At 61.7% G+C, this 18,988-nt stretch carries 21 protein-coding genes; 7 read left to right on the plus strand and 14 right to left on the minus strand.

From position 1 onward, the window contains the following. The gene (gene waaA / locus KQ940_RS09910; protein WP_217413387.1) at positions 1-1,293 is read left to right on the plus strand and encodes a lipid IV(A) 3-deoxy-D-manno-octulosonic acid transferase; all 1,293 of its coding nucleotides are present in this window, start codon (positions 1-3) and stop codon (positions 1,291-1,293) included. Here waaA and KQ940_RS09915 read toward each other — a convergent pair. Further along, positions 1,281-2,288 (minus strand): NAD-dependent epimerase, encoded by a 1,008-nt coding sequence (locus KQ940_RS09915; protein WP_217413388.1) that lies wholly within the window; start codon positions 2,286-2,288, stop codon positions 1,281-1,283. The two genes, waaA and KQ940_RS09915, sit on opposite strands and share 13 nt — an antisense overlap. A 121-nt stretch (positions 2,289-2,409) precedes the next feature. Further along, a complete protein-coding gene (gene cyaY, locus KQ940_RS09920) occupies positions 2,410-2,736 on the minus strand; it encodes an iron donor protein CyaY (protein WP_217413389.1) in 327 nt (108 codons plus the stop codon). Positions 2,737-2,917: 181 nt separating this feature from the next. On the opposite strand from cyaY, the gene lptM reads away from it, so the two are divergent. From lptM to KQ940_RS09950, 6 genes are read left to right on the plus strand one after another with little or no spacing between them, the layout of a single operon-like run. Next, positions 2,918-3,031, plus strand: coding sequence for an LPS translocon maturation chaperone LptM (lptM, locus tag KQ940_RS09925; RefSeq protein WP_217413390.1), 114 nt, complete (start codon positions 2,918-2,920; stop codon positions 3,029-3,031). Between the two features lie 8 nt (positions 3,032-3,039). After that, the gene (gene lysA / locus KQ940_RS09930) at positions 3,040-4,296 is read left to right on the plus strand and encodes a diaminopimelate decarboxylase (protein ID WP_217413391.1); all 1,257 of its coding nucleotides are present in this window, start codon (positions 3,040-3,042) and stop codon (positions 4,294-4,296) included. Between the two features lie 2 nt (positions 4,297-4,298). Further along, positions 4,299-5,129 (plus strand): diaminopimelate epimerase, encoded by an 831-nt coding sequence (gene dapF / locus KQ940_RS09935; RefSeq protein WP_217413392.1) that lies wholly within the window; start codon positions 4,299-4,301, stop codon positions 5,127-5,129. Continuing rightward, entirely contained in the window at positions 5,126-5,827 is a 702-nt protein-coding gene (locus KQ940_RS09940) for a DUF484 family protein (protein WP_217413394.1), read from the plus strand. The genes dapF and KQ940_RS09940 overlap by 4 nt, the downstream gene beginning before the upstream one ends. Position 5,828: 1 nt before the next feature. Next, a complete protein-coding gene (gene xerC / locus KQ940_RS09945) occupies positions 5,829-6,737 on the plus strand; it encodes a tyrosine recombinase XerC (RefSeq protein WP_217413396.1) in 909 nt (302 codons plus the stop codon). 3 nt (positions 6,738-6,740) lie between these two features. Further along, complete coding sequence (locus KQ940_RS09950; protein ID WP_217413398.1) at positions 6,741-7,475, plus strand: HAD family hydrolase; 735 nt, start codon at positions 6,741-6,743, stop codon at positions 7,473-7,475. 12 nt (positions 7,476-7,487) lie between these two features. Here KQ940_RS09950 and KQ940_RS09955 read toward each other — a convergent pair whose 3' ends face one another. The 12 genes from KQ940_RS09955 to proC form a co-directional block, all read right to left on the minus strand. Then, on the minus strand, positions 7,488-7,925 hold the full coding sequence (locus tag KQ940_RS09955; protein WP_246589946.1) for a DUF4411 family protein: 438 nt from the start codon (positions 7,923-7,925) through the stop codon (positions 7,488-7,490). A 52-nt stretch (positions 7,926-7,977) separates the two neighbouring features. Continuing rightward, the gene (locus tag KQ940_RS09960; RefSeq protein WP_343222644.1) at positions 7,978-9,117 is read right to left on the minus strand and encodes an XRE family transcriptional regulator; all 1,140 of its coding nucleotides are present in this window, start codon (positions 9,115-9,117) and stop codon (positions 7,978-7,980) included. Positions 9,118-9,268: 151 nt separating this feature from the next. Then, positions 9,269-10,822 carry a methyl-accepting chemotaxis protein gene (locus KQ940_RS09965; RefSeq protein WP_217413400.1) on the minus strand — a complete coding sequence of 518 codons (1,554 nt, stop codon included), beginning with the start codon at positions 10,820-10,822 and terminating at the stop codon, positions 9,269-9,271. A 272-nt stretch (positions 10,823-11,094) separates the two neighbouring features. Further along, positions 11,095-12,960 carry a methyl-accepting chemotaxis protein gene (locus KQ940_RS09970; RefSeq protein WP_217413401.1) on the minus strand — a complete coding sequence of 622 codons (1,866 nt, stop codon included), beginning with the start codon at positions 12,958-12,960 and terminating at the stop codon, positions 11,095-11,097. A 50-nt stretch (positions 12,961-13,010) separates the two neighbouring features. Continuing rightward, complete coding sequence (hemW, locus tag KQ940_RS09975) at positions 13,011-14,153, minus strand: radical SAM family heme chaperone HemW (protein ID WP_217413402.1); 1,143 nt, start codon at positions 14,151-14,153, stop codon at positions 13,011-13,013. Between the two features lie 34 nt (positions 14,154-14,187). Then, positions 14,188-14,796 (minus strand): RdgB/HAM1 family non-canonical purine NTP pyrophosphatase, encoded by a 609-nt coding sequence (rdgB, locus tag KQ940_RS09980; protein ID WP_217413403.1) that lies wholly within the window; start codon positions 14,794-14,796, stop codon positions 14,188-14,190. Positions 14,797-14,802: 6 nt separating this feature from the next. Further along, a complete protein-coding gene (locus tag KQ940_RS09985) occupies positions 14,803-15,255 on the minus strand; it encodes a DUF4426 domain-containing protein (RefSeq protein WP_217413404.1) in 453 nt (150 codons plus the stop codon). Positions 15,256-15,281: 26 nt separating this feature from the next. Next, positions 15,282-15,872, minus strand: coding sequence for a methionine biosynthesis protein MetW (gene metW, locus KQ940_RS09990; protein WP_217413405.1), 591 nt, complete (start codon positions 15,870-15,872; stop codon positions 15,282-15,284). Then, the gene (gene metX, locus KQ940_RS09995; protein WP_217413547.1) at positions 15,862-17,043 is read right to left on the minus strand and encodes a homoserine O-succinyltransferase MetX; all 1,182 of its coding nucleotides are present in this window, start codon (positions 17,041-17,043) and stop codon (positions 15,862-15,864) included. The genes metW and metX overlap by 11 nt, the downstream gene beginning before the upstream one ends. A gap of 150 nt (positions 17,044-17,193) precedes the next feature. Continuing rightward, positions 17,194-17,508 carry a DUF167 family protein gene (locus KQ940_RS10000; RefSeq protein WP_217413406.1) on the minus strand — a complete coding sequence of 105 codons (315 nt, stop codon included), beginning with the start codon at positions 17,506-17,508 and terminating at the stop codon, positions 17,194-17,196. A 3-nt stretch (positions 17,509-17,511) separates the two neighbouring features. Continuing rightward, positions 17,512-18,054 (minus strand): YggT family protein, encoded by a 543-nt coding sequence (locus KQ940_RS10005; RefSeq protein ID WP_217413408.1) that lies wholly within the window; start codon positions 18,052-18,054, stop codon positions 17,512-17,514. A 93-nt stretch (positions 18,055-18,147) separates the two neighbouring features. Then, on the minus strand, positions 18,148-18,987 hold the full coding sequence (gene proC / locus KQ940_RS10010; RefSeq protein ID WP_343222645.1) for a pyrroline-5-carboxylate reductase: 840 nt from the start codon (positions 18,985-18,987) through the stop codon (positions 18,148-18,150). Position 18,988 lies beyond the last annotated feature (1 nt).

Below are 18,988 nucleotides of genomic sequence, written 5' to 3' on the forward strand. Positions count from 1 at the left end.
TTGGCGCGTCGACTTTATACCCTGGTGTTCACTCTGGCACTGCCCCTGGTGCTGGCACGCTTGTGGTGGCGCGGGCGCAAGGCCCCCGCCTATCGTCAGCGTGTGAAGGAGCGTCTGGGTTTCATTCCTGCCCCGGAGTTCAGTGCGAAGCCGGTCTGGATCCATGCGGTATCGGTGGGCGAAACCCTGGCGATCGCGCCGCTGGTGCAGCGGCTGCTGGAGAGTTATCCACAGCGACCGGTGCTGATCACCACGATGACGCCGACCGGCGCCGAGCGGGTTCAGGCGCTGTTTGGTGAACGGGTGACCCATCGCTACTGCCCCTGGGACCTGCCCTGGTTCTGGGCTCGCTTTCTTGAGCGCAGCAAGCCGTTGCTCTGCGTTGTGGTGGAAACCGAGCTCTGGCCCAATATGCTGCATAGCTGTGCCGGGCGCGACATTCCGGTGCTGCTGGCCAACGCGCGGATGTCGGCGCGCTCGGCCCGCGGCTATGCCCGTTTTGCCGCCCTGACCCGGCCGATGCTGGAGCAGTTGACCCTGGTGGCCGCGCAGTCGCATGCCGATGGTGAGCGCCTGCATCAGCTGGGACTGCCCAGCGACAGACTGAAGATCACCGGCAGTATCAAGTTCGATATCGAGCCCGATCCGGCCGATATCGGCGCCGGTGCCGCACTGCGAGTCCAGCTCGGCGACACCCGACCGGTGCTGATCGCCGCCAGCACCCATGAGGGCGAGGATGAGTTGCTGCTGCGGGTGTGGAAAGCGCTCTGTCTCGACTGGCCCAGCCTGGCGCTGATTCTGGTACCGCGTCACCCGGAGCGTTTCGCCTCGGTGGCCGCGCTGGCCAGACGCTACAGCGACAGGGTCTGCCGGCGCAGCGCGGCGGAAACGCCGAGCCTGGAGACCGAGATCTATATCGGCGATACCCTCGGTGAGCTGATGCAGATCTACGCCGCCGCCGATATCGCCTTTGTCGGCGGCAGCTTCAGCGGCACCGGCGGGCATAACCCGCTGGAACCGGCGGCGCTGGGCAAACCGGTGCTGATGGGGCCGGATACCTTTAACTTCGCCCAGATTACCCAGGCGCTGAGCGATGCCGGCGGGCTGGTTCAGGTCGCGGATGAGGTGGGGCTGCTGCGGACGTTACGCGAGCTGGTCGGCAATGCCGAACGCTGTGCGGCGATGGCGCAGGCGGCGCGCCGTTTCGTGGCGGACAACCGCGGCGCCCTCGACCGACTGCAGCAGCTGGTCGAGGGTGAGCTGTCAGCGGCCGAACGCAATCAGCGCTTGTAATAGTCCAGATACCAGCGCGCGAAGCGCTCGATCCCCTCTTCGATGGCGATCTGCGGCCGGTAGCCGGTGTCGCGTATCAACTCGATGACATCGGCGTAGGTCGCCTCCACATCCCCCGGCTGCATCGGCAGCATCTCCTTCTGCGCCTTGGCACCGAGCGCCTGTTCCAGCAGCTCGATGTAGTAGAGCAGCTCCACCGGCTGGCTGGCGCCGATGTTGTACAGTCGCCAGGGCGCGCGCGATGACCCCGGGTCGGGATTTATGCCGGACCAGTCGGGATCGCCGCCGGGTACTCGGTCCAGACAGCGCACCACACCCTCGACGATATCGTCGATATAGGTGAAATCGCGCTTGTGACGGCCATAGTTGAATACTTTCAGTGGCTTGCCTTGGGTGATCGCGTCGGCGAACAGCATCGGTGACATATCGGGTCGGCCCCAGGGACCGTAGACGGTGAAGAAGCGCAGGCCGGTGGTGGGCAGGTTGTAAAGGTGGCTGTAGCTGTGCGCCATCGCTTCATTGGCGCGCTTGGTTGCGGCGTAGAGCGAGACCGGGTGGTCGACGTTATCGTGGATGCTGAACGGCACCGTTTCGTTGGCGCCGTACACCGAGCTGGAGGAGGCGTAAACCAGGTGTTCTATGGCGTTATGGCGGCAGCCCTCCAGGATGTTGAGAAAACCGATCAGGTTGGACTGGCCGTAGCTGAGCGGGTTTTCGATCGAGTAGCGTACCCCGGCCTGGGCGGCGAGGTGGGTGACACGGGAGCAGTCGATCTGCTGGAACAGCTGCTGCATCTGTGTGCTGTCGGCGATATCGGCGTGGATGAAGCGAAACCCGGGTAGCGCCTGCAGGCGCTCCAGGCGGGCCTGTTTCAGGCTGACATCGTAGTAGTCGTTCAGGTTATCGATACCGACCACCTCGTCACCACGCTGCAGCAGCGTGTGGGCCAGTTCGGCACCGATAAAGCCGGCTACGCCGGTTACCAGGATACGCATCGCTCTCGTTTACCTGTCCCTTTGGCGCCGCTGGCTGTCGGTCAGCGCCAAACCCGTGTTGAAAATCCAGCCGCCGAGTATAGCGTCCGGCAGATGACGATTGGTGTGTGTTCGCGCCGCCTCAGATTGCGCTGAAATCGAGCGCCTCGCCGGCCTGATCGGCAAACGCCTGGGTCAACAGTTCCCCCAGATCGGCGCCGTCGCTGTCGCGCACCCAGCTCTGCTGCTCGTCGCTGTAATCGAAGTGGAACCCCCCTGTACGCGTGGCCAGCCACAGCTGCTTCAATGGCGGCTGACGGGTGAAGATGATCTGGCTGCCGTTCTCGCACTTGACCGTCATCATGCCGCCGTTGGTCTCATAATCCAGGTCAGACTCGGCCTCGTCGAGGATCTCCTCGACGCGCTGCAGTGTTTCGTCAACCTGGGCCATAAATTCCGATTCGGTCATCAACGCTTCTCCAGTGCTGCGGGTGGGCGCCCAGTATAACGTGCTTTTCCGTCCCGGTATCCTCTCGCGCCGGTACTCATCGGCCCTCGGCTCAGGGTATAATTCAGCGTTTAACATTTTGAGTGCGCCTGGCTCCTTCCTAGTAGTGAGTAGCCGGGTGCGGACGCGAGGATGCGCCGATATGAAACACTGCTGGCCGATTCTGATTTTGGGAACCCTGCTGCTGGTGGGCTGCGGCCAGAAGGGGCCGCTGTCGCTCCCGCAGACCGCCGACACCCAACAACAGGCGCAATGAGAGAGAGAATGGATAGTTTTGAATACCGCAACGGCGGTCTGTTCTGCGAAGAGGTATCGCTGAGCCGGATCGCCAACGAGATCGGCACGCCGACTTACGTGTACTCCCGCGATGCGCTGGAGAGTGCCTACATGGATTACGCCCGTGCCCTCGAGGGGCGCGATGCGCTGGTCTGCTACGCCGTCAAGGCCAACTCCAATATCGGCGTGTTGAACCTGCTGGCACGCCTGGGCGCCGGTTTCGATATCGTCTCCCTCGGTGAGCTCGAGCGCGTGCTGCGCGCCGGCGGCGATCCGGCCAAGGTGGTGTTCTCCGGCCTCGGCAAGCAGCCCCATGAGATCAAGCGTGCGCTGGAAGTGGGTATTCACTGCTTCAACATCGAGTCCGACGCCGAGCTGGATCGGGTCAACGCCGTGGCGGCCGAGCTGGGCCAGGTGGCGCCGATCTCCTTCCGCGTCAATCCGGACGTGGATGCCAAGACCCACCCCTATATCTCCACCGGCCTGAAGGAGAACAAGTTCGGTATCGATATCGACCATGCGCTCGATGTCTACCGTCGTGCTCATGCCCTGGACAATGTCGAGGTAGTCGGTATCGACTGCCATATCGGTAGCCAGTTGACCGAACTGAGCCCCTTCCTTGATGCGCTCGATCGCCTGCTGCTGCTGATCGACCAACTGGCCGATGAAGGGATCGTGCTGCGTCACCTGGACCTGGGTGGCGGCCTGGGCGTTTGCTATACCGATGAGACGCCGCCGACACCGGCGGAGTATATCGACGCGATCGTCGAGCGCCTCGGAGAGCGCAAGCTGGCGCTGGTGTTCGAGCCGGGCCGCTCCATCGCCGCCAATGCCGGCGTGCTACTGACCCGGGTCGAGTTCCTGAAGCAGACCGGGGAGAAGAACTTCGCCATCATCGACGGCGCCATGAACGATCTGATCCGTCCCTCGCTGTACGGCGCCTACCAGGAGATCGTTCCGGTGGAGCTGCGCGAAGAGGGCGAGACGAAAAACTGGGATCTGGTCGGACCGGTGTGCGAGACCGGCGACTTCCTCGGCAAGGACCGGGCACTGAACCTGCAACCGGGCGATCTGCTGGCGGTCTGCTCCGCCGGCGCCTACGGCTTTGTCATGGCGTCGAACTACAACACCCGCACGCGTCCGGCAGAGGTGATCGTCGACGACAACGAGTACTGCGTGGTGCGCGAGCGGGAAAAACTCAGCGACCTGATGCGCGGCGAACACCTGTTGCCGAAGGATAGATAATCATGCTGGTGCGTTTTACCAAGATGCATGGCCTGGGCAACGACTTCATGGTGATCGATGCGATCTCCCAGCGCATCCGTTTTAACGCCGATCAGGTGAGGCAGCTGGCCGACCGCAATCGCGGCGTAGGTTTCGATCAGCTGCTGCTGGTCGAGCCGCCGACCCGGCCGGAGATGGATTTTCGTTACCGCATCTACAACGCCGACGGTTCCGAGGTAGAGCACTGCGGCAACGGCGCGCGCTGCTTTGCCCGTTTCGTGCGCGACAAGAAGCTGGTGATGCGTGATCGTATCGCGGTGGAGACCGCACGCGGTGAGGCGATGCTGACGATCCGCGCGGATCAGCAGGTCGAGGTCGATATGGGCGCACCGGAGCTGGTACCGGCGCAGATCCCCTTTGTTGCGGATGAAAAGGCGGCCATTTACGACGTTGAGGTCGACGGTCAGCCTGTCGAGCTCAGCGCCGTGTCGATGGGCAACCCCCATGGCGTGTTGCTGGTCGACGATGTCGACAGGGCGCCGGTGAGTACGCTGGGACCGGCACTGGAGTGCCACCCGCGCTTCCCGAAAAAGGCCAATATCGGCTTTATGCAGATCGAGTCCCGCTCAGAGGTGCGCTTGCGGGTGTTCGAGCGCGGTGCCGGCGAGACCCAGGCCTGCGGTACCGGCGCCTGTGCGGCGGTGGTTGCCGGGCGTCTGCGCGGGCTGCTCGATGAGCGGGTGCTGGTGCACCTGCCCGGTGGCGATCTGGAGATCTGCTGGGCGGGAGAGGGGCAGCCGGTGATGATGACCGGTCCGGCCACAACGGTTTTTGAAGGGCAGATCTATCTATGACGGACGAGCTGGCAAAGACGACGGAAGAGGTGCTGAGCGCCGAGCAGGTGGCGAACTATCTGGGTCGTCATCCCGACTTCTTCAGCGATCATGTGCAACTGCTGGAGAAGCTCTATGTCCCGCACCAGCGCGGCAGCGCCGTGTCCCTGGTGGAGCGACAGACCTCCCTGCTGCGGTCGCGCAACGAACAGCTGCATGGTCGCCTGTCGGAGCTGATCGAGGCGGCGCGCTACAACGACGGTCAGTTCGAGAAAACCAAACGCATGGTGCTCGGCCTGCTCGAAGCCGAGACGCTGGACGAGGTCGCCGTGGCGGTGGAGGAGAGCCTGTGCCGCGACTTCTACGGCGATGAGACGGTACTGGTGCTGTTTAGCGAGCAGGCGCTGGATTGCAACGGCCTGAGAGTACTGTCGCGCGGCGAATGCAGCATCGTGCAGCCGCTGATCGACACCAACCTGCCCAGCTGCGGCCGGCTCTCCGAAGCGATGAACCGCTTCCTGTTCCAGGATGGCGCCGTGCGCGTGCAGTCCTCCGCGGTGGTGCCGCTGGTCAAGGGCGAAACCCTCGGCCTGCTGGCGATCGGCAGCTACGACCCGAACTATTTTCAGAGCAGCCAGGGTACCCTGTTTCTGAGCTACGTCGGCGAGGTGCTCAGCCGCATCCTGGCGCGTCTGCTGCATCAGCAGGGGCAGGGCTGAGATGGATAACGGGGATGAACGCTTGCTGGCGGGATTCCTGCGTTACCTGCACAGCGAACGCCAGCTGTCGCCGCATACCCTGAACAACTACCGCCGCGACCTGGAGCGGCTCGAAGCCCAACTGGAAGAGCTGGGCTGTGCCGGTTGGCGCGCACTGGATGAGCGCAAACTGCGACGTGCCGTGGCCCAGCTGCACGGCAACGGCCTCTCCGGACGTTCTCTGGCGCGCCTGCTATCGGCGACCCGCAGCTTCTACCGTTACCTCAGTCGCGAGGGCAAGGTGAGCCAGAACCCGGCGCTGGCGGTGCAGGCGCCGAAGGCGTCACGGCGCCTGCCGCAGACCTTGGACGTGGATCAACTGAGTGCCCTGCTCGATCAGCGCAGCGACGATCCGCTGGTGATCCGCGATCTGGCGATGATGGAACTGCTCTACTCCTCGGGTCTGCGTGTGTCGGAGCTGGTCAGCCTTAACCTGTTCGATCTGGATCTGCGTGATGCCAGCCTGGTGGTCACCGGCAAGGGGCGCAAGACGCGGATGCTGCCGATCGGGCGCAAGGCGATCGCGGCGCTGCAGCGCTGGCTCAAGCAGCGGGCAGCGCTGGCGGCGCTGGATGAAACCGCACTGTTCGTCGGCAAACAGGGTGAACGGCTGGGGGTACGTGCCATCGAGCAACGACTGAAGCGCCACGGTGAACACACCGGGGTCAGCGGTCGGGTCTATCCACACCGGCTGCGCCACAGCTTCGCCAGTCATATGCTAGAGTCCAGTGCCGACCTGCGCGCAGTGCAGGAGCTGCTGGGACATGCCGATATCGCCACCACTCAGATCTACACTCATCTAGACTTCCAGCATCTGATGGAGGTGTACGAGCAATCGCACCCCCGCGCCAAACGCCGGAAGGAGGAGTAACCCATGTTGAAATGCGTCACCTTCGATCTCGACGACACGCTATGGGCGGTGGATCCGGTGATCCGCCAGGCCAACCTGACCCTCTGGCAGTGGCTGGAGCAGAACGCCGGGACCTTCACCCAGCTGCATCAGCCCGCCGACCTGGTCGAGGGCTCGCGGATGCGGGCGGAGCTGCTGGCGGAGTATCCGGAGATCGCCCACAGCATGACGTTGGTCCGCCTGCGTCTGCTGGAGCGCGGCCTGCGTGCGTCCGGTTTTGATGAGCAGGAGGCAGAAGCGCTGGCGGCCCAGGCGTTCGACGTGTTCATGCAGGCGCGTCATCAGGTGGAGCTGTTCGAGCACGCGATGACCATGCTCAAGCAGTTACGGAAGGAGGGCTATCGGATCGGTGCGCTGAGCAACGGCAATGCCGACGTGTCGCTGACCGGCCTGGCCGACCTGTTCGACTTCCAGTTCAATGCCGATGGTGTCGGTACCGCCAAACCCCACCCGCTGATGTTCCAGCGCGCGCTTGAGCATACCGGCCTGCGCCCGGAGCAGGTGGTGCATATCGGCGATCACCCGGTCAACGACGTCCAGGCCGCCCGTGAACTGGGCTACTGGACCATCTGGGTCAAACTGCCCGGGCAGCACTGGCCGGAACCGGCACAGGCGGATGAAACCGTCAGCTGTCTGTCGGAGATTCCGGACGCGGTGGAGCGGCTGCGGCAGCGGGCAGAGCACCGCGCCACGCTTTAAATGCTTGTGAATTCAGGGTTGAGCTAAAACAAATCGCGCTTCCAGTTCCCGGAGAAATTGGAATGTGTTCATGCAGGGAACCCCAAACTGTCGGCAGATATTGGGGACTTTCACTTTCCTTGTGTTGGTCGCGGCCAAGGATTCGTGCGTGACAACCGACGCGCCGATCGATTTCGCCTTGGCGATGATCCATGGGTCCGCTTTGGCGAGGAAATTATCTCGGTTGCCCAAGTTATAATCACCTAGCATGGTTGCTTGCACGATGTCGGAAAAGATCTTTTGGGTGTCAGTGTCGTCATTGCCGATGAAATGTTCGGGGCGTTGTTTGACCCATTCCGCCAACTCATCGTTCCCATCCCTGAGCTCCCTGCCAATCATGTCGATACTGCCGGTCACGCCGTTCTGGAACTGCCTGTCCAGCCATTCCCAGTAGGCAGGGCAGATATCCATTCCGTAATATTGGTTCTTGGCCTGTTGTAGGTATTGGCGTCCAGTAGGTATCTCAAATGCCGAGCTCCTTGGCAAAACGGGCAATACTGCCCGGCTTTATTCCATCCAGAAGGTCACTTGCGTCACGTAACATCAACTGACCGCTTAGGGCTTCGTTGACGACCGCTTCGGAAAAGAGGCGGCTTATTTGCGCCTTCTTTGTCTGATAGTACGTTGGGCCACCCTTTTGGTTGCTGGTTTTGTAGGCTTCCTGCTGCCCTGCAATATAGGCGGCATACTCGTCCTGAGAAATATAACCCAAGGTCAAGGCACGCCTGGCGAGAGCCCAGGTACTTACGTGAAAGTGTGTTTCCAGCGTCGCAAGATTGTCACGCCAGTCATCCAGGTCCTGGCGCCATAACGCAACGAACTCGGCCTCAGGTACAAGGAATTCAGCCGCCACGGCATTGCATAACACCTCTTCCCGGCGTTGATTCCGACTATCGCCATCGGATATACCGGACTGCCCTATCCAGATATGGCAGAGTTCATGAATCAAGGTGAATAGGCGAGCCCCCGGCGCATCGGCATGGTTTACAAAGACAATCGGGGCATAATCATCCACGATGGCAAAGCCTCGAAACTCCTCGACGTTTAGAGGTCTGGTGTAGTGGCCAAGGTTCCCCTGGCGCATGACAAGAATACCGATTGCTTCTATACGGTTGACCAAATCTCGGTAGTACTCTTCCCACCTTCCCCGGTCGGGGTGCTCGCGGACACCGAGTTTGCTCCTCATATCTTGCACGATGGCCGACACGCCATCTTTTACCGTTAAACTGCCGACGATAGGATTAGGTGTAGCAAGCTGCTGTTTCAGATATTCCTTGTACCACTCCTGGTGCTGCTGCATCAGTTTGATCAGGTCCAGTAACTCCGTGCTGGGGCGATTGACTCCTCTGCCATCCAGGGTTCGCAGGTCGGGGATCGGCAGCTCCTCTACAGGAGGTTTTTCCAGAAACAGAAATCCAAAGGGCACATGGGCTTTTTCCGCATACCGCATGGCCTGATTGAATGTCAGAGGGCGTTCGCCGGATTCCCACTGCGTCAAGCGCTCCTCGCTTGCTCCGCATTTTTTGGCAAATTCAGGTATAGGAATGCCGGAGCGCTCTCTAGCCCAGATCAGCATCTCTGTGTTGATATTTGCGGTAGCCACTGTTTTTTTCCCTGGTCTTTCCCTGATCTGTGGGTAATGTGACCGTTACCCAACAACCTATGCCTGCGGGGTAACGACTATTTAACGGCCATCGTCTGGCGTTTTTAAGCAGATGTATGATAGCCGGTGAGACGCTTGGCAGGCCAGTTTATCAACAGCGGAACGCGGCCACCGCCGTTGCGAGTTCCTGCGCCTGTTCCGCCACCATCAGGCTGGCTTGCGCGTTCTGCTCCACCTGACTGCCGGCCTGCTCGATGCTCAGGCTAATCGACTCGACGTTGCGGGTGATCTCCGCCGCCACCGAGGCTTGCTCTTCGGTGGCCGAGGCGACCTGGGTGGTCATGTCGACGATCTGGTGGGCGCCCCGGGTAATGCTGCTGAGCGCTTCGATGGTCTCGTTGGCGCGGGTGATGCCTCGCTCGCTCTCGGACACCGCTTCTCCCATCAACCGCCCCACATCTTCGGTACGGCTCTGCAGCCGGGTGATCAACTGCTCGATATTGACCGCCGACTGTTGGGAGCGGGAGGCGAGGTTGCGCACCTCATCGGCCACCACGGCGAAGCCGCGGCCGTGCTCGCCGGCCCGAGCCGCCTCGATGGAGGCGTTGAGTGCAAGCAGGTTGGTCTGTTCCGATATCTCCTTGATCACGTCCAGCATGGTGCCGATCTCGGCGCTGTCGGTACGTAATCGGTCTACGGACTCCGCGGTCTCCCGGGCCTTGCGGGCCATCTGGTGCAGGGCCTCCATATTGGCGGTTACCTGCGTGTTGCTCCTTTCCGCACCGCTGTGTGCTTCCCGGGCGCCGCTCGCGGTCTGCTCCGTGTTGCCGGCGATCTCCTGCATTGCGTGTTCCATCTCCTGAATGGCGGCCGATATCTGCATCACTTCGTGGCGTTGGCTCGAGAGTCCGGCGGAGGTCTCCTCGGTGTTGGCGGACAGCTCCTCCGCCGCGCTGGCGAGCTGGTCGGCGGTGGCGACGACGGTACCGATCAACTGCTGGAAGGCGTCCATCATCTCGTTGTAGTCCTGTGCCATCCGGCCGACCTCGTCGTTCGAGTGACCGCTATGGCGCAGGGTCAAATCCTTGTTGTTGCGGGCCTTTTTCATGATGCCTGCGAGGGCGGCGATCGGTTTCAGGATGCTGCGTCCGATTGCCAGAGTCGGCACGATGATCAATACCAGCAGCACACCGACGGCAATCAGGGTCAGGGTCTTGATGCCGCGCTCCTTGGCATTGAAATGGTCGGTCAGTTGCTTGCTCAACGCCTCCATGGTTTTTTCGCTGTCATTCAGTTCCCGGTGCATGCTATCCAGTATCGCCTGCGCCTGGGGTGATCCGCTCTGCTCCTCGAGGGTCAGGCGAGCGAAGTTGTCCGCGTAGCCCTCCAGTTCCGCGTTCAGCTCGGTGATATGCGTGGTCTCGATCTCGCTCGCCTGCATATGCGTGCGCAGGGTGCTGAGATCGGCCGTCAGTGCCTTGTGCAGAGGTTCGAAAGCTCGGGCATGCTCGCGGTCGCCGAACAGGAGAAACTCCTTTTCGATCAGTTGCAGGCGCAACTTGTCGTTGCTGATCTGGCTCAGATCCTGGCGTGCTTCGGCCAACAGATCATGCTGATGAGTAGAGTAAAGCTGGATCAGGGTCATGGCTGCCAGTGCAATAATGACCAGCAGCGTCTGCAGAGTAAGCTTGACTTTAATGCTCATATTCCGAGATCTCCGTTGACATGGGGCGACGGTAGCTCAGAAGCCGATATCAGCGGGTATCGGTCGAGGAAACGTGCCGGCATGCCATTCAGAGCCCGGCGGCCAAGACTGCCGGGATGCGCTACAGTCGCTATCCTCCAACAATCCTTTGCCGAGAGCTGTGTTCATTATTACGCTAATGTCACAACTGTCAAGTTAGATATGTTGCTGCCCAGGTCACATCAGCAGATGACATGACCTGTGCCAGGCAAGACTGAGGGCGGCACGCCGCGCTAGCGGCTCTTGAACCGGGAAACCGCTGCCTGCAGCGCCTGTGCCTGCTCAGCCACCGACCGACTGGCGTCGGCGTTCTGCGCCACCTGACCGGACGCCTGCTCGATTATCGCGCTGATCGCCTCGATATTGCGGGTCACATCCACTGCGACAGAGGCCTGCTCGTCGGTAGCCGATGCCACCTGGGTGGTCATGTCGACGATGCTGCGGGTGCCCCGGGTGATCGTTGCCAGCGCCTCCATCGTTTCGTTGGCGCTGGCAACCCCCTGCTGGCTGTCCGCTACCGCTTCCTCCATCATTTCGCTGACGTCGCGGGTACGGCTGCGCAGGCGAGAGATCAGCTGGTCGATCTGCTCCGCCGACTGCTGCGAGCGTGAGGCCAGGTTGCGCACCTCATCCGCGACAACGGCGAAACCGCGCCCCTGCTCGCCGGCACGCGCCGCTTCGATCGATGCGTTCAGTGCCAGCAGATTGGTCTGTTCGGAGATATCCTTGATTACATCCAGCATGGTGCCGATACGGTCGCTGTCGCCCTGCAGCTCGGCCACCACCTCGGCGGTTTCCCGCGCCTTGCTGGCCAGTCGGTGCAGGGCATCCATATTGCCGGCGACCCGCGCGTTGCTATGATCCGCCTCCTGCTGAGCGTTGCGGGCGGAGCTGGCGGTCTGTTCGGTATGGCTGGCGATCTCGTGCATCGCGCTCTCCATCTCCTGGATCGCGGCGGCCACCTGCATTACCGCAGACTGCTGTGTGTGCAAGCCTTTCGAGGTGTCTGCAGTGGTTGCGGACAACTGCTCGGCCGCTGCAGCCAGTTGCGTGGAGGTGCCCAGTACCTGGCCGATCAGTTGCTGGAAGGTGTCCATCATGCGGTTATAGTCCTGCGCCATGGCGCCGATCTCGTCGTTACGCTCGGAGCGGTAACGCAGGGTCAGATCCCGGTTTTCGCTCGCCCCGCTCATCACCCTCGCCAGCGCCGCGATCGGTTCGAGGATACTGCGGCCGATAAAGTAGGCCGGGACAATGATGATGACCAGTAACACCAGAATCGCCGCCAGCGTGATCAGGTTGATCTGCTGCTCGCGTGCCGCGAAGGCGATATCCAGTTGTTCGTTCAGTGTCGCCCTCAGCTGATCGGTACTGGCCACGGCCGCACGCATCTCGCCGATATAGCCTTCGTCCTGGTTCAAGCCCAGGCGCTGCATCCCCTCGACCAGGGCCAGGAAGTCGCGCTGGTACACCTGAAGTCCTTTGCCGAGTGCTGCCTGTATATCCTTGTCGAGGCCGCTGGCAGCCAGGTCGGCCAGCATCTTCTGCTGCTTCTCCTGCCAGGCTTTCGGGTACTTCATATCCTTGCGCAGCAGGAAGTCCTTCTCACTGCGTCTTAGCTGCAGCATATCCACCATCAGCGGCGCATTATCCACCCGGTCCAGCGTTGATTCGACCTCATGGATCGCGTCGCGCAGACTGCCTCTGAGGCCCTCATTCGGCGCCAGCCCTATCTGCTGACTGATTCTGACGACGTCGGCAAAGCTGTCGGCGTAGGTTTCCAGGGCAGATTGCAGTGCACTCATGTTGCCGTTTCCGATGTCTGCGCTGGCGAGGCGCCGGTCCAGGATTTTGAGGTCCTCCTGCAGTTTGCCGTGAACCTCCTCGAACTGCTGCACATATTTCAGGTCGTGACGGGCGAGAAAATCCTGTTCATGGCGGCGCAGACTAAGTTTGTCGATCTCGATCTCATTCAGCGCGTTGCGAACCTCATTCAGACGCTCATAGAGCGACGAGGTGTATTGCTGGATGCCGATCATGGCGGCGAAGCCGAGGATGATCAGCAGAATCTGCAGAGCCAGTTTGTGCTTGATGAGCATGTAGAGAGCCTCAGCCGGCGGGAGCCAGTCCCGGTTCATGGAACAGGTGGTTAGTCGAGGAAAAGTGCCAGCAGGTCGTTCAGGAACAACTGTCCGTGAGGGGTGGCGACAAGTCTGCTGGCGCTCTCCTCCAGCAATCCTTTGCGTTGAGCCAAATTGATAATCGGTTCGACCTCGGCAAACTCAAGCCCGGTGCGTTCGGCAAAAAGTCGCATGTCGACACCGGCGGTCAGCCGCAGTGCATTGAGCATGAACTCAAATGCCAACTCATGCCGCTCGACCAATTGGTCGCCGCCCAGTCTTCGTGCCGGGTCCATGTAGGCGGTCGGCTGGCGAACCTTGTATCGACGATTAATACGTAAACCATCGCCGATTGGATCACTGAGCTTGCCGTGAGCACCGGCACCGATGCCGATATAGTCGCCGAACTGCCAGTAGTTCAGGTTGTGCCGGGCCTGGTGTCCTGTGCGGCAGTAGGCCGAGACTTCGTACTGTTGATAACCCGCAGCGGCGAGCAACTGCTGCCCCCGCTCCTGAATCTCCCACAGCGCTTCATCCAGCGGCAGCGTCGGCGGGCGGGCGTGGAACTCGGTATTGGGCTCGATGGTGAGCTGATACCAGGAGATATGATCCGGCGCCAGGGCGATCGCCTGCTCAAGGTCCGCCAGCGCCTCCTCTGGCGACTGCCCGGGCAGGCCGTGCATCAGGTCCAGGTTCAGTTCCGGGAACAGTTCACGGGCCGCGCCGGCGGCGGCGATCGCCTCCTCGGCGCAGTGGATTCGGCCCAGCGCCTTTAGTGCTGCGTCGTTGAAGCTCTGGATACCGATCGACAAGCGGTTGACGCCGGCGGCACGGTAGTCGGCAAAGCGGGCGCGCTCGAAGGTACCGGGATTGGCCTCCATTGTGATCTCGATATCGGATGCGAACGCCAGGCGCTGGTTGACGCCGCGCAGGATATGGTCGATCGCCCGGGCGCTGAACAGGCTGGGCGTACCGCCGCCGATGAAGATCGATTGCAGCGGACGTCCGCCGGCGGCGTCGAGCTCGCTGTCCAGGTCGGCCAGCAGGGCGTCGACATACTCCCGCTCCGGCAGCGTTTCGCTGCGTACGGCATGGGAGTTGAAATCGCAGTAGGGGCATTTGCGTACACACCAGGGGATGTGTACGTAGAGACTTAACGGCGGCAGTGTCATGATCGGCTCAACAGGTCGCGGGTGCGAACGGCATTCATGCGCGCGACAGGTAGGGCGCGATCGAGGCGATGAGCTGTTGCACCGCCTTGCCGCGGTGGCTCAGTGCGTGCTTCTCCTCCGGGGACAGTTCGGCGCTGGCACAGTTGCGCTCCGGCACCAGGAACAGCGGATCGTAGCCGAAGCCGTTCTGACCGCGCGGCTCGTGCAGGATAAAACCCTCCCAGCTGCCCTGGCAGACCAGCGGTGTCGGGTCTTCGGCATGGCGCATGAACACCAGTACACACTGGAAACGGGCGCTGCGCTCGGCATCGGGAATATTGGCCAGGGCGGTGATCAGCTTGCGGTTGTTCTCCTCATCGCTGGCGCCCTCGCCGGCGTAGCGGGCTGAGTAGATGCCGGGTGCGCCGCGCAGAGCATCGACCTCGAGACCCGAATCGTCGGCCAGTGCCGGTAGCCCCGTCACCTGGCAGGCGTGACGGGCCTTGAGGATGGCGTTCTCGACGAAGCTCAATCCGGTCTCCTCTGCCTCGCGCACGGCAAAGTCGGATTGCGGTACGACGCTGACCTGCAGCGGCGCCAGAATCTGGTTGAACTCGTTGAGCTTGCCGCGGTTACCGCTGGCCAAAACGATACGGTCGATCATAAAGCCTCAGTTGGTGTAGAAGGTCTGCTCGAATTCGATGTTGTAGGGCGCCATGTTGGCATCCGGCTGCACCTCGAGCGTGATGATCTGCTTCTCCTCCTCGGTAAAGCGGAAGCTGCCGATGTAGTACAGCGCCTGGCCCTCGTCGACCAGCTGAAACTCGATCTGCTGCGCCTGCTGCAGCAGGTTGGCCGCCTGTCCTCGTACCTGGGCGCGCACCGGGGTCTTGCTGCCGTCATCCTCTATTTTCAGGATGGTGACGTTGACCAGCGCCCTTACCGAGCTGCGCGTCAGGTTGTACTGCTGTGCCACCTCCGGCGTGATAAAGGTCGAGTTGAAGGCGTTGTAATGGATCTGGTACTTGCCATCGGAGATCGACTGCTCGGCCTGGGCCGAGACTGCCAGCAGACTCAGAAACAGGGCGCTGCCGAGGTGGGTCAGCGTACGTAGTAGGGCCATGATGTTGCTCCTTGTTCTCTAAACACCTAACGCGTGATGCGGTAGATCGCGATCTCACCGAGCATGTTGGGCCAGAGCCGGATCCACCAGCGGTCACGCAGGGTGTGGTCCACTACCGTCCGGTCGAGGATCTGAATGTTGCGCTCCACGCATAGCTTCTCGAAATCATCGAAGGTGCAGAAGTGGATGTTGGGCGTGTTGTACCAAGTATAGGGCAGGAACTTGGATACCGGCATTCTGCCCTTGAAGGCAAGATAGAAGCGCGCGCGCCAGTGTGCAAAGTTGGGGAAGGTGACGATGCACTCCTTGCCGATGCGCAGCATCTCGTCGACGATCTGGTCGGGCCGGTGCATGGTCTGCAGCGCCTGGGTCATCACCACGGTGTCGAAACTGGCGTTGCGGATCGAGGCCAGGCCGTTGTCGATATCCTGCTCGACCACATTGACGCCGTTCTCGATACAGGCGGTGATGTTGTCGTGGTCGATCTCCAGGCCGTAACCCTGAACGCCCTTTCTGCTGCTCAGGTGTGCCAGCAGCTCACCGTCGCCGCAGGCCAGATCGAGCACCCGGGTGTTCGGCTCGATCCACTGCTGAATGATCTCCAGATCAGCGCGCATCGGCGTTCTCCTTCTGTTGCGGCTCGGTATTGATGCCCAGGGCAACGCGGTTCATATAGGCGGCAAACAGCTCCATGTAACGGGGGCTCGGGATCAGGAAGGCATCGTGGCCGTGGGCCGAGTCGATCTCGGCGTAGCTGACCTGCTTGCCGGCGGCAACCAGGGCATCGACGATCTCCCGCGAACGCTCCGGCGAGAAGCGCCAGTCGGTGGTGAAGGCGACCACCAGGAAGCGGCATTGGGCATGACTCAGCGCCGCCACCAGATCGTGATCGTAGTCGGCGGCCGGGTCGAAGTAATCCAACGCCTTGGTCATCAGCAGGTAGGTGTTGGCATCAAATGCAGTGGAGAAGCGCTCGCCCTGGTACTGCAGGTAGGACTCCACCTCAAACTGGGGGTTGAAGTCGAAACTGAGTTTGCCGGAACGCATCTCGCGGCCGAACTTCTCGCGCATGCCGTCTTCGGACAGGTAGGTGATATGGCCCACCATGCGGGCCAGCGCCAGGCCGGTCTTGGGCACCACCTGCTGCTCGTAGTAGTGGCCCTGATGGAACTGGGGATCCTTGGATATCGCCTGGCGCGCGACCTCGTTGAAGGCGATGTTCTGTGCCGACAGTTTCGGTGCCGAGGCGATCACCAGGCAGTCGCGCAGCCGCTCCGGGTAATCGATCGACCACTGCAGCGCCTGCATGCCGCCCAGGCTGCCGCCGACGATCGCGGCCCATTGTTGAATGCCGAAGCGGTCGGCCAGGCGCACCTGGGAGTTGACCCAGTCCTTCACGGTGACGATCGGAAAGTCGGGTCCGTACGGCTTGCCGGTCTCCGGGTTGATGCTGGTCGGGCCGGTAGAGCCGTGGCAGCCACCCAGGTTGTTCAGGGCGATGACAAAGAAATGGTTGGTGTCGATCGGCTTGCCGGGGCCGATGGCGGAATCCCACCAGCCGGGTTTGCGATCCTCCATGCTGTGGTAGCCGGCGGCGTGATGGTGACCGGACAGGGCGTGGCAGATCAGCACCGCGTTGGAGGCGTCGGCATTCAGTGTGCCGTAGGTCTCGATAACGAGGTCGTAGCGCTCCAGCACGCGACCACAGGCGAGCGCGAGCGGAGTGTCGAAATGGAGGGTTTGCGGAGTAACCAGGCCGACCGAGTCGGCGGGGATGACGCTGGGCATGTGTTGGCTCTCGATCAGGTTGTCAGGGGCGAACGGGTCCATGTTGAGACGATCGGATTGAGCGTCACATCTCGTAGTACAGCCCTCGACAGTGGATCAGGAACTTGCTTGCGTACACCTTAGACTCTCTTTGTCAGTTCGCTTTATCAGTCAGCCGCGCGCTATCGGCAGCGGCTCAATCGGAAGTGACGGGGGCAGGCGCGACGGGTGGTCGATCCTGACCCGTTTGGCGCGTCCCAACTCGCCGCTGATAATACTTACATCGCTTTTCGGCACGCCGAACAGTTTCGCCAGAAACTTGATCAGGTGTGCATTGGCACGACCCTCGATCGGCGGTGCGGTGATGCGGATCTTAACACTGTCGGCGTGCAGACCCGAAATCTCGTCCTTTGATGCCTTGGGCTGCAGGTGGCAGTTGAGGATCAGTGCCTCACCGTCCCAGCGATAAAACGCGTCCTGTGCCACGACTCAGAAGGTAAACGGCGCCAGTTGCGAGCGCAGGATCTGGATCAACAGAAAAATCAGGATCGGCGACAGATCCAGCCCGCCGATCGGCGGAATTACCTTGCGCGCCAGCTTAAACAGCGGCTCGGTGATCTGCAGGATCAACTGCGGCGCCGGGTGATAGCTGTCGGGCGCGATCCAACTGATGATGACGGCCGCGATGACGGTCCAGAAGTAGATCTGCAGGATCGAGTCGAGCAGTGTCACTGCCGAGTACAGCAGGATCATCGGTACACTGGCGGCGATACCCTTTACCAGCATCATCGCGACCAGGGTCAGGCCGTAGACGACGAACGCCAGCAGTAGCGGCGACAGATCGATACGTCCGGCCCGCGGCAACAGCTTCTGCAGCGGTTTGAGTGGTGCACCGGTGATACGTACCACGGCCTGCGAGATCGGGTTGTAGTAATCGGCGCCGGCCACCTGCAGCAGAAAACGCAGGATGAGAATGAAGGCGTAGATCTGGCCGACGGTGTGGATAATCAGAATGATTGGATCCTGTGCCATGTGCGGTCCTGTAGCAGTCGCTCAGTTTGGGCGCCCAGTATAGAGGCTTTGCCCCGAGGGTTGAACCACGGGGACCGGTTAGGGCGCCGGGTTTCAGTCGTTGCAGAGCTCTTCGCAAAGGCTCTGGGCGCGGTCGCGGCAGGCGGTCATCGCCTTCAGTACCATCGCGTCGTAACCCTGGGCCTGGAAGCTCAGGATCGCCTGTTCCGTGGTGCCTTTGGGCGAGGTGACGCGAGCGCGCAACTCCGCCGGCGACAGCTCGCTTTCGCTGGCCATGCGCGCGGCACCCAGTGCGGTCTGCAGGGTCAGCTTCAGTGCCGTCTCGGCATCCAGACCGAGCTGCTCGCCGGCCTTGGCCATCGCCTCCATCATCAGGAAGAAATAGGCCGGTCCGGAGCCGGAGACGGCGGTGACGGCATCGATATGGGCTTCCTGTTCTACCCAGAGGGTCAGGCCGACGGCGCCGAGAATGGTCTCGGTCTGCGCTTTCTGCGCTGGCGATACCTTGGCGTTGGCATACAACCCGGCGGCGCCGGTCTGTACCAGCGAAGGGGTGTTCGGCATGCAGCGCACCACTGCCAGGTCTCCGCCGAACCAACGCTCCAGCGCCTCGGCGCTGATACCGGCCGCCACCGAGATCAGCAGCGGACGTTTCTGCTGCACGCTGTCGCGGTGGGCCTCGCCCAGCGCCTGCATCCCCTGGGGTTTGACGGCGAGAACGACGATATCGGCACTGAGGATGGCGCTGTCGTTGTCGCTGGTCGCGTGCAGACCGCGATCGGCCAGGTCCGCCAACTTGTCGACATTACGGGCGGTGACCCAGAGTCGATCCGCCGGGTAACCGGTCGCCAGCAGGCCCTCGATGATGGCGCGGGCCATGTTGCCGACGCCGATGAATGCGATAGTGGGAGTCATGTTGGTAGCAAGGGTCACG

It is taken from the genome of Marinobacterium ramblicola (genome assembly GCF_019084545.1).
Taxonomy (GTDB): domain Bacteria; phylum Pseudomonadota; class Gammaproteobacteria; order Pseudomonadales; family Balneatricaceae; genus Marinobacterium_D; species Marinobacterium_D ramblicola.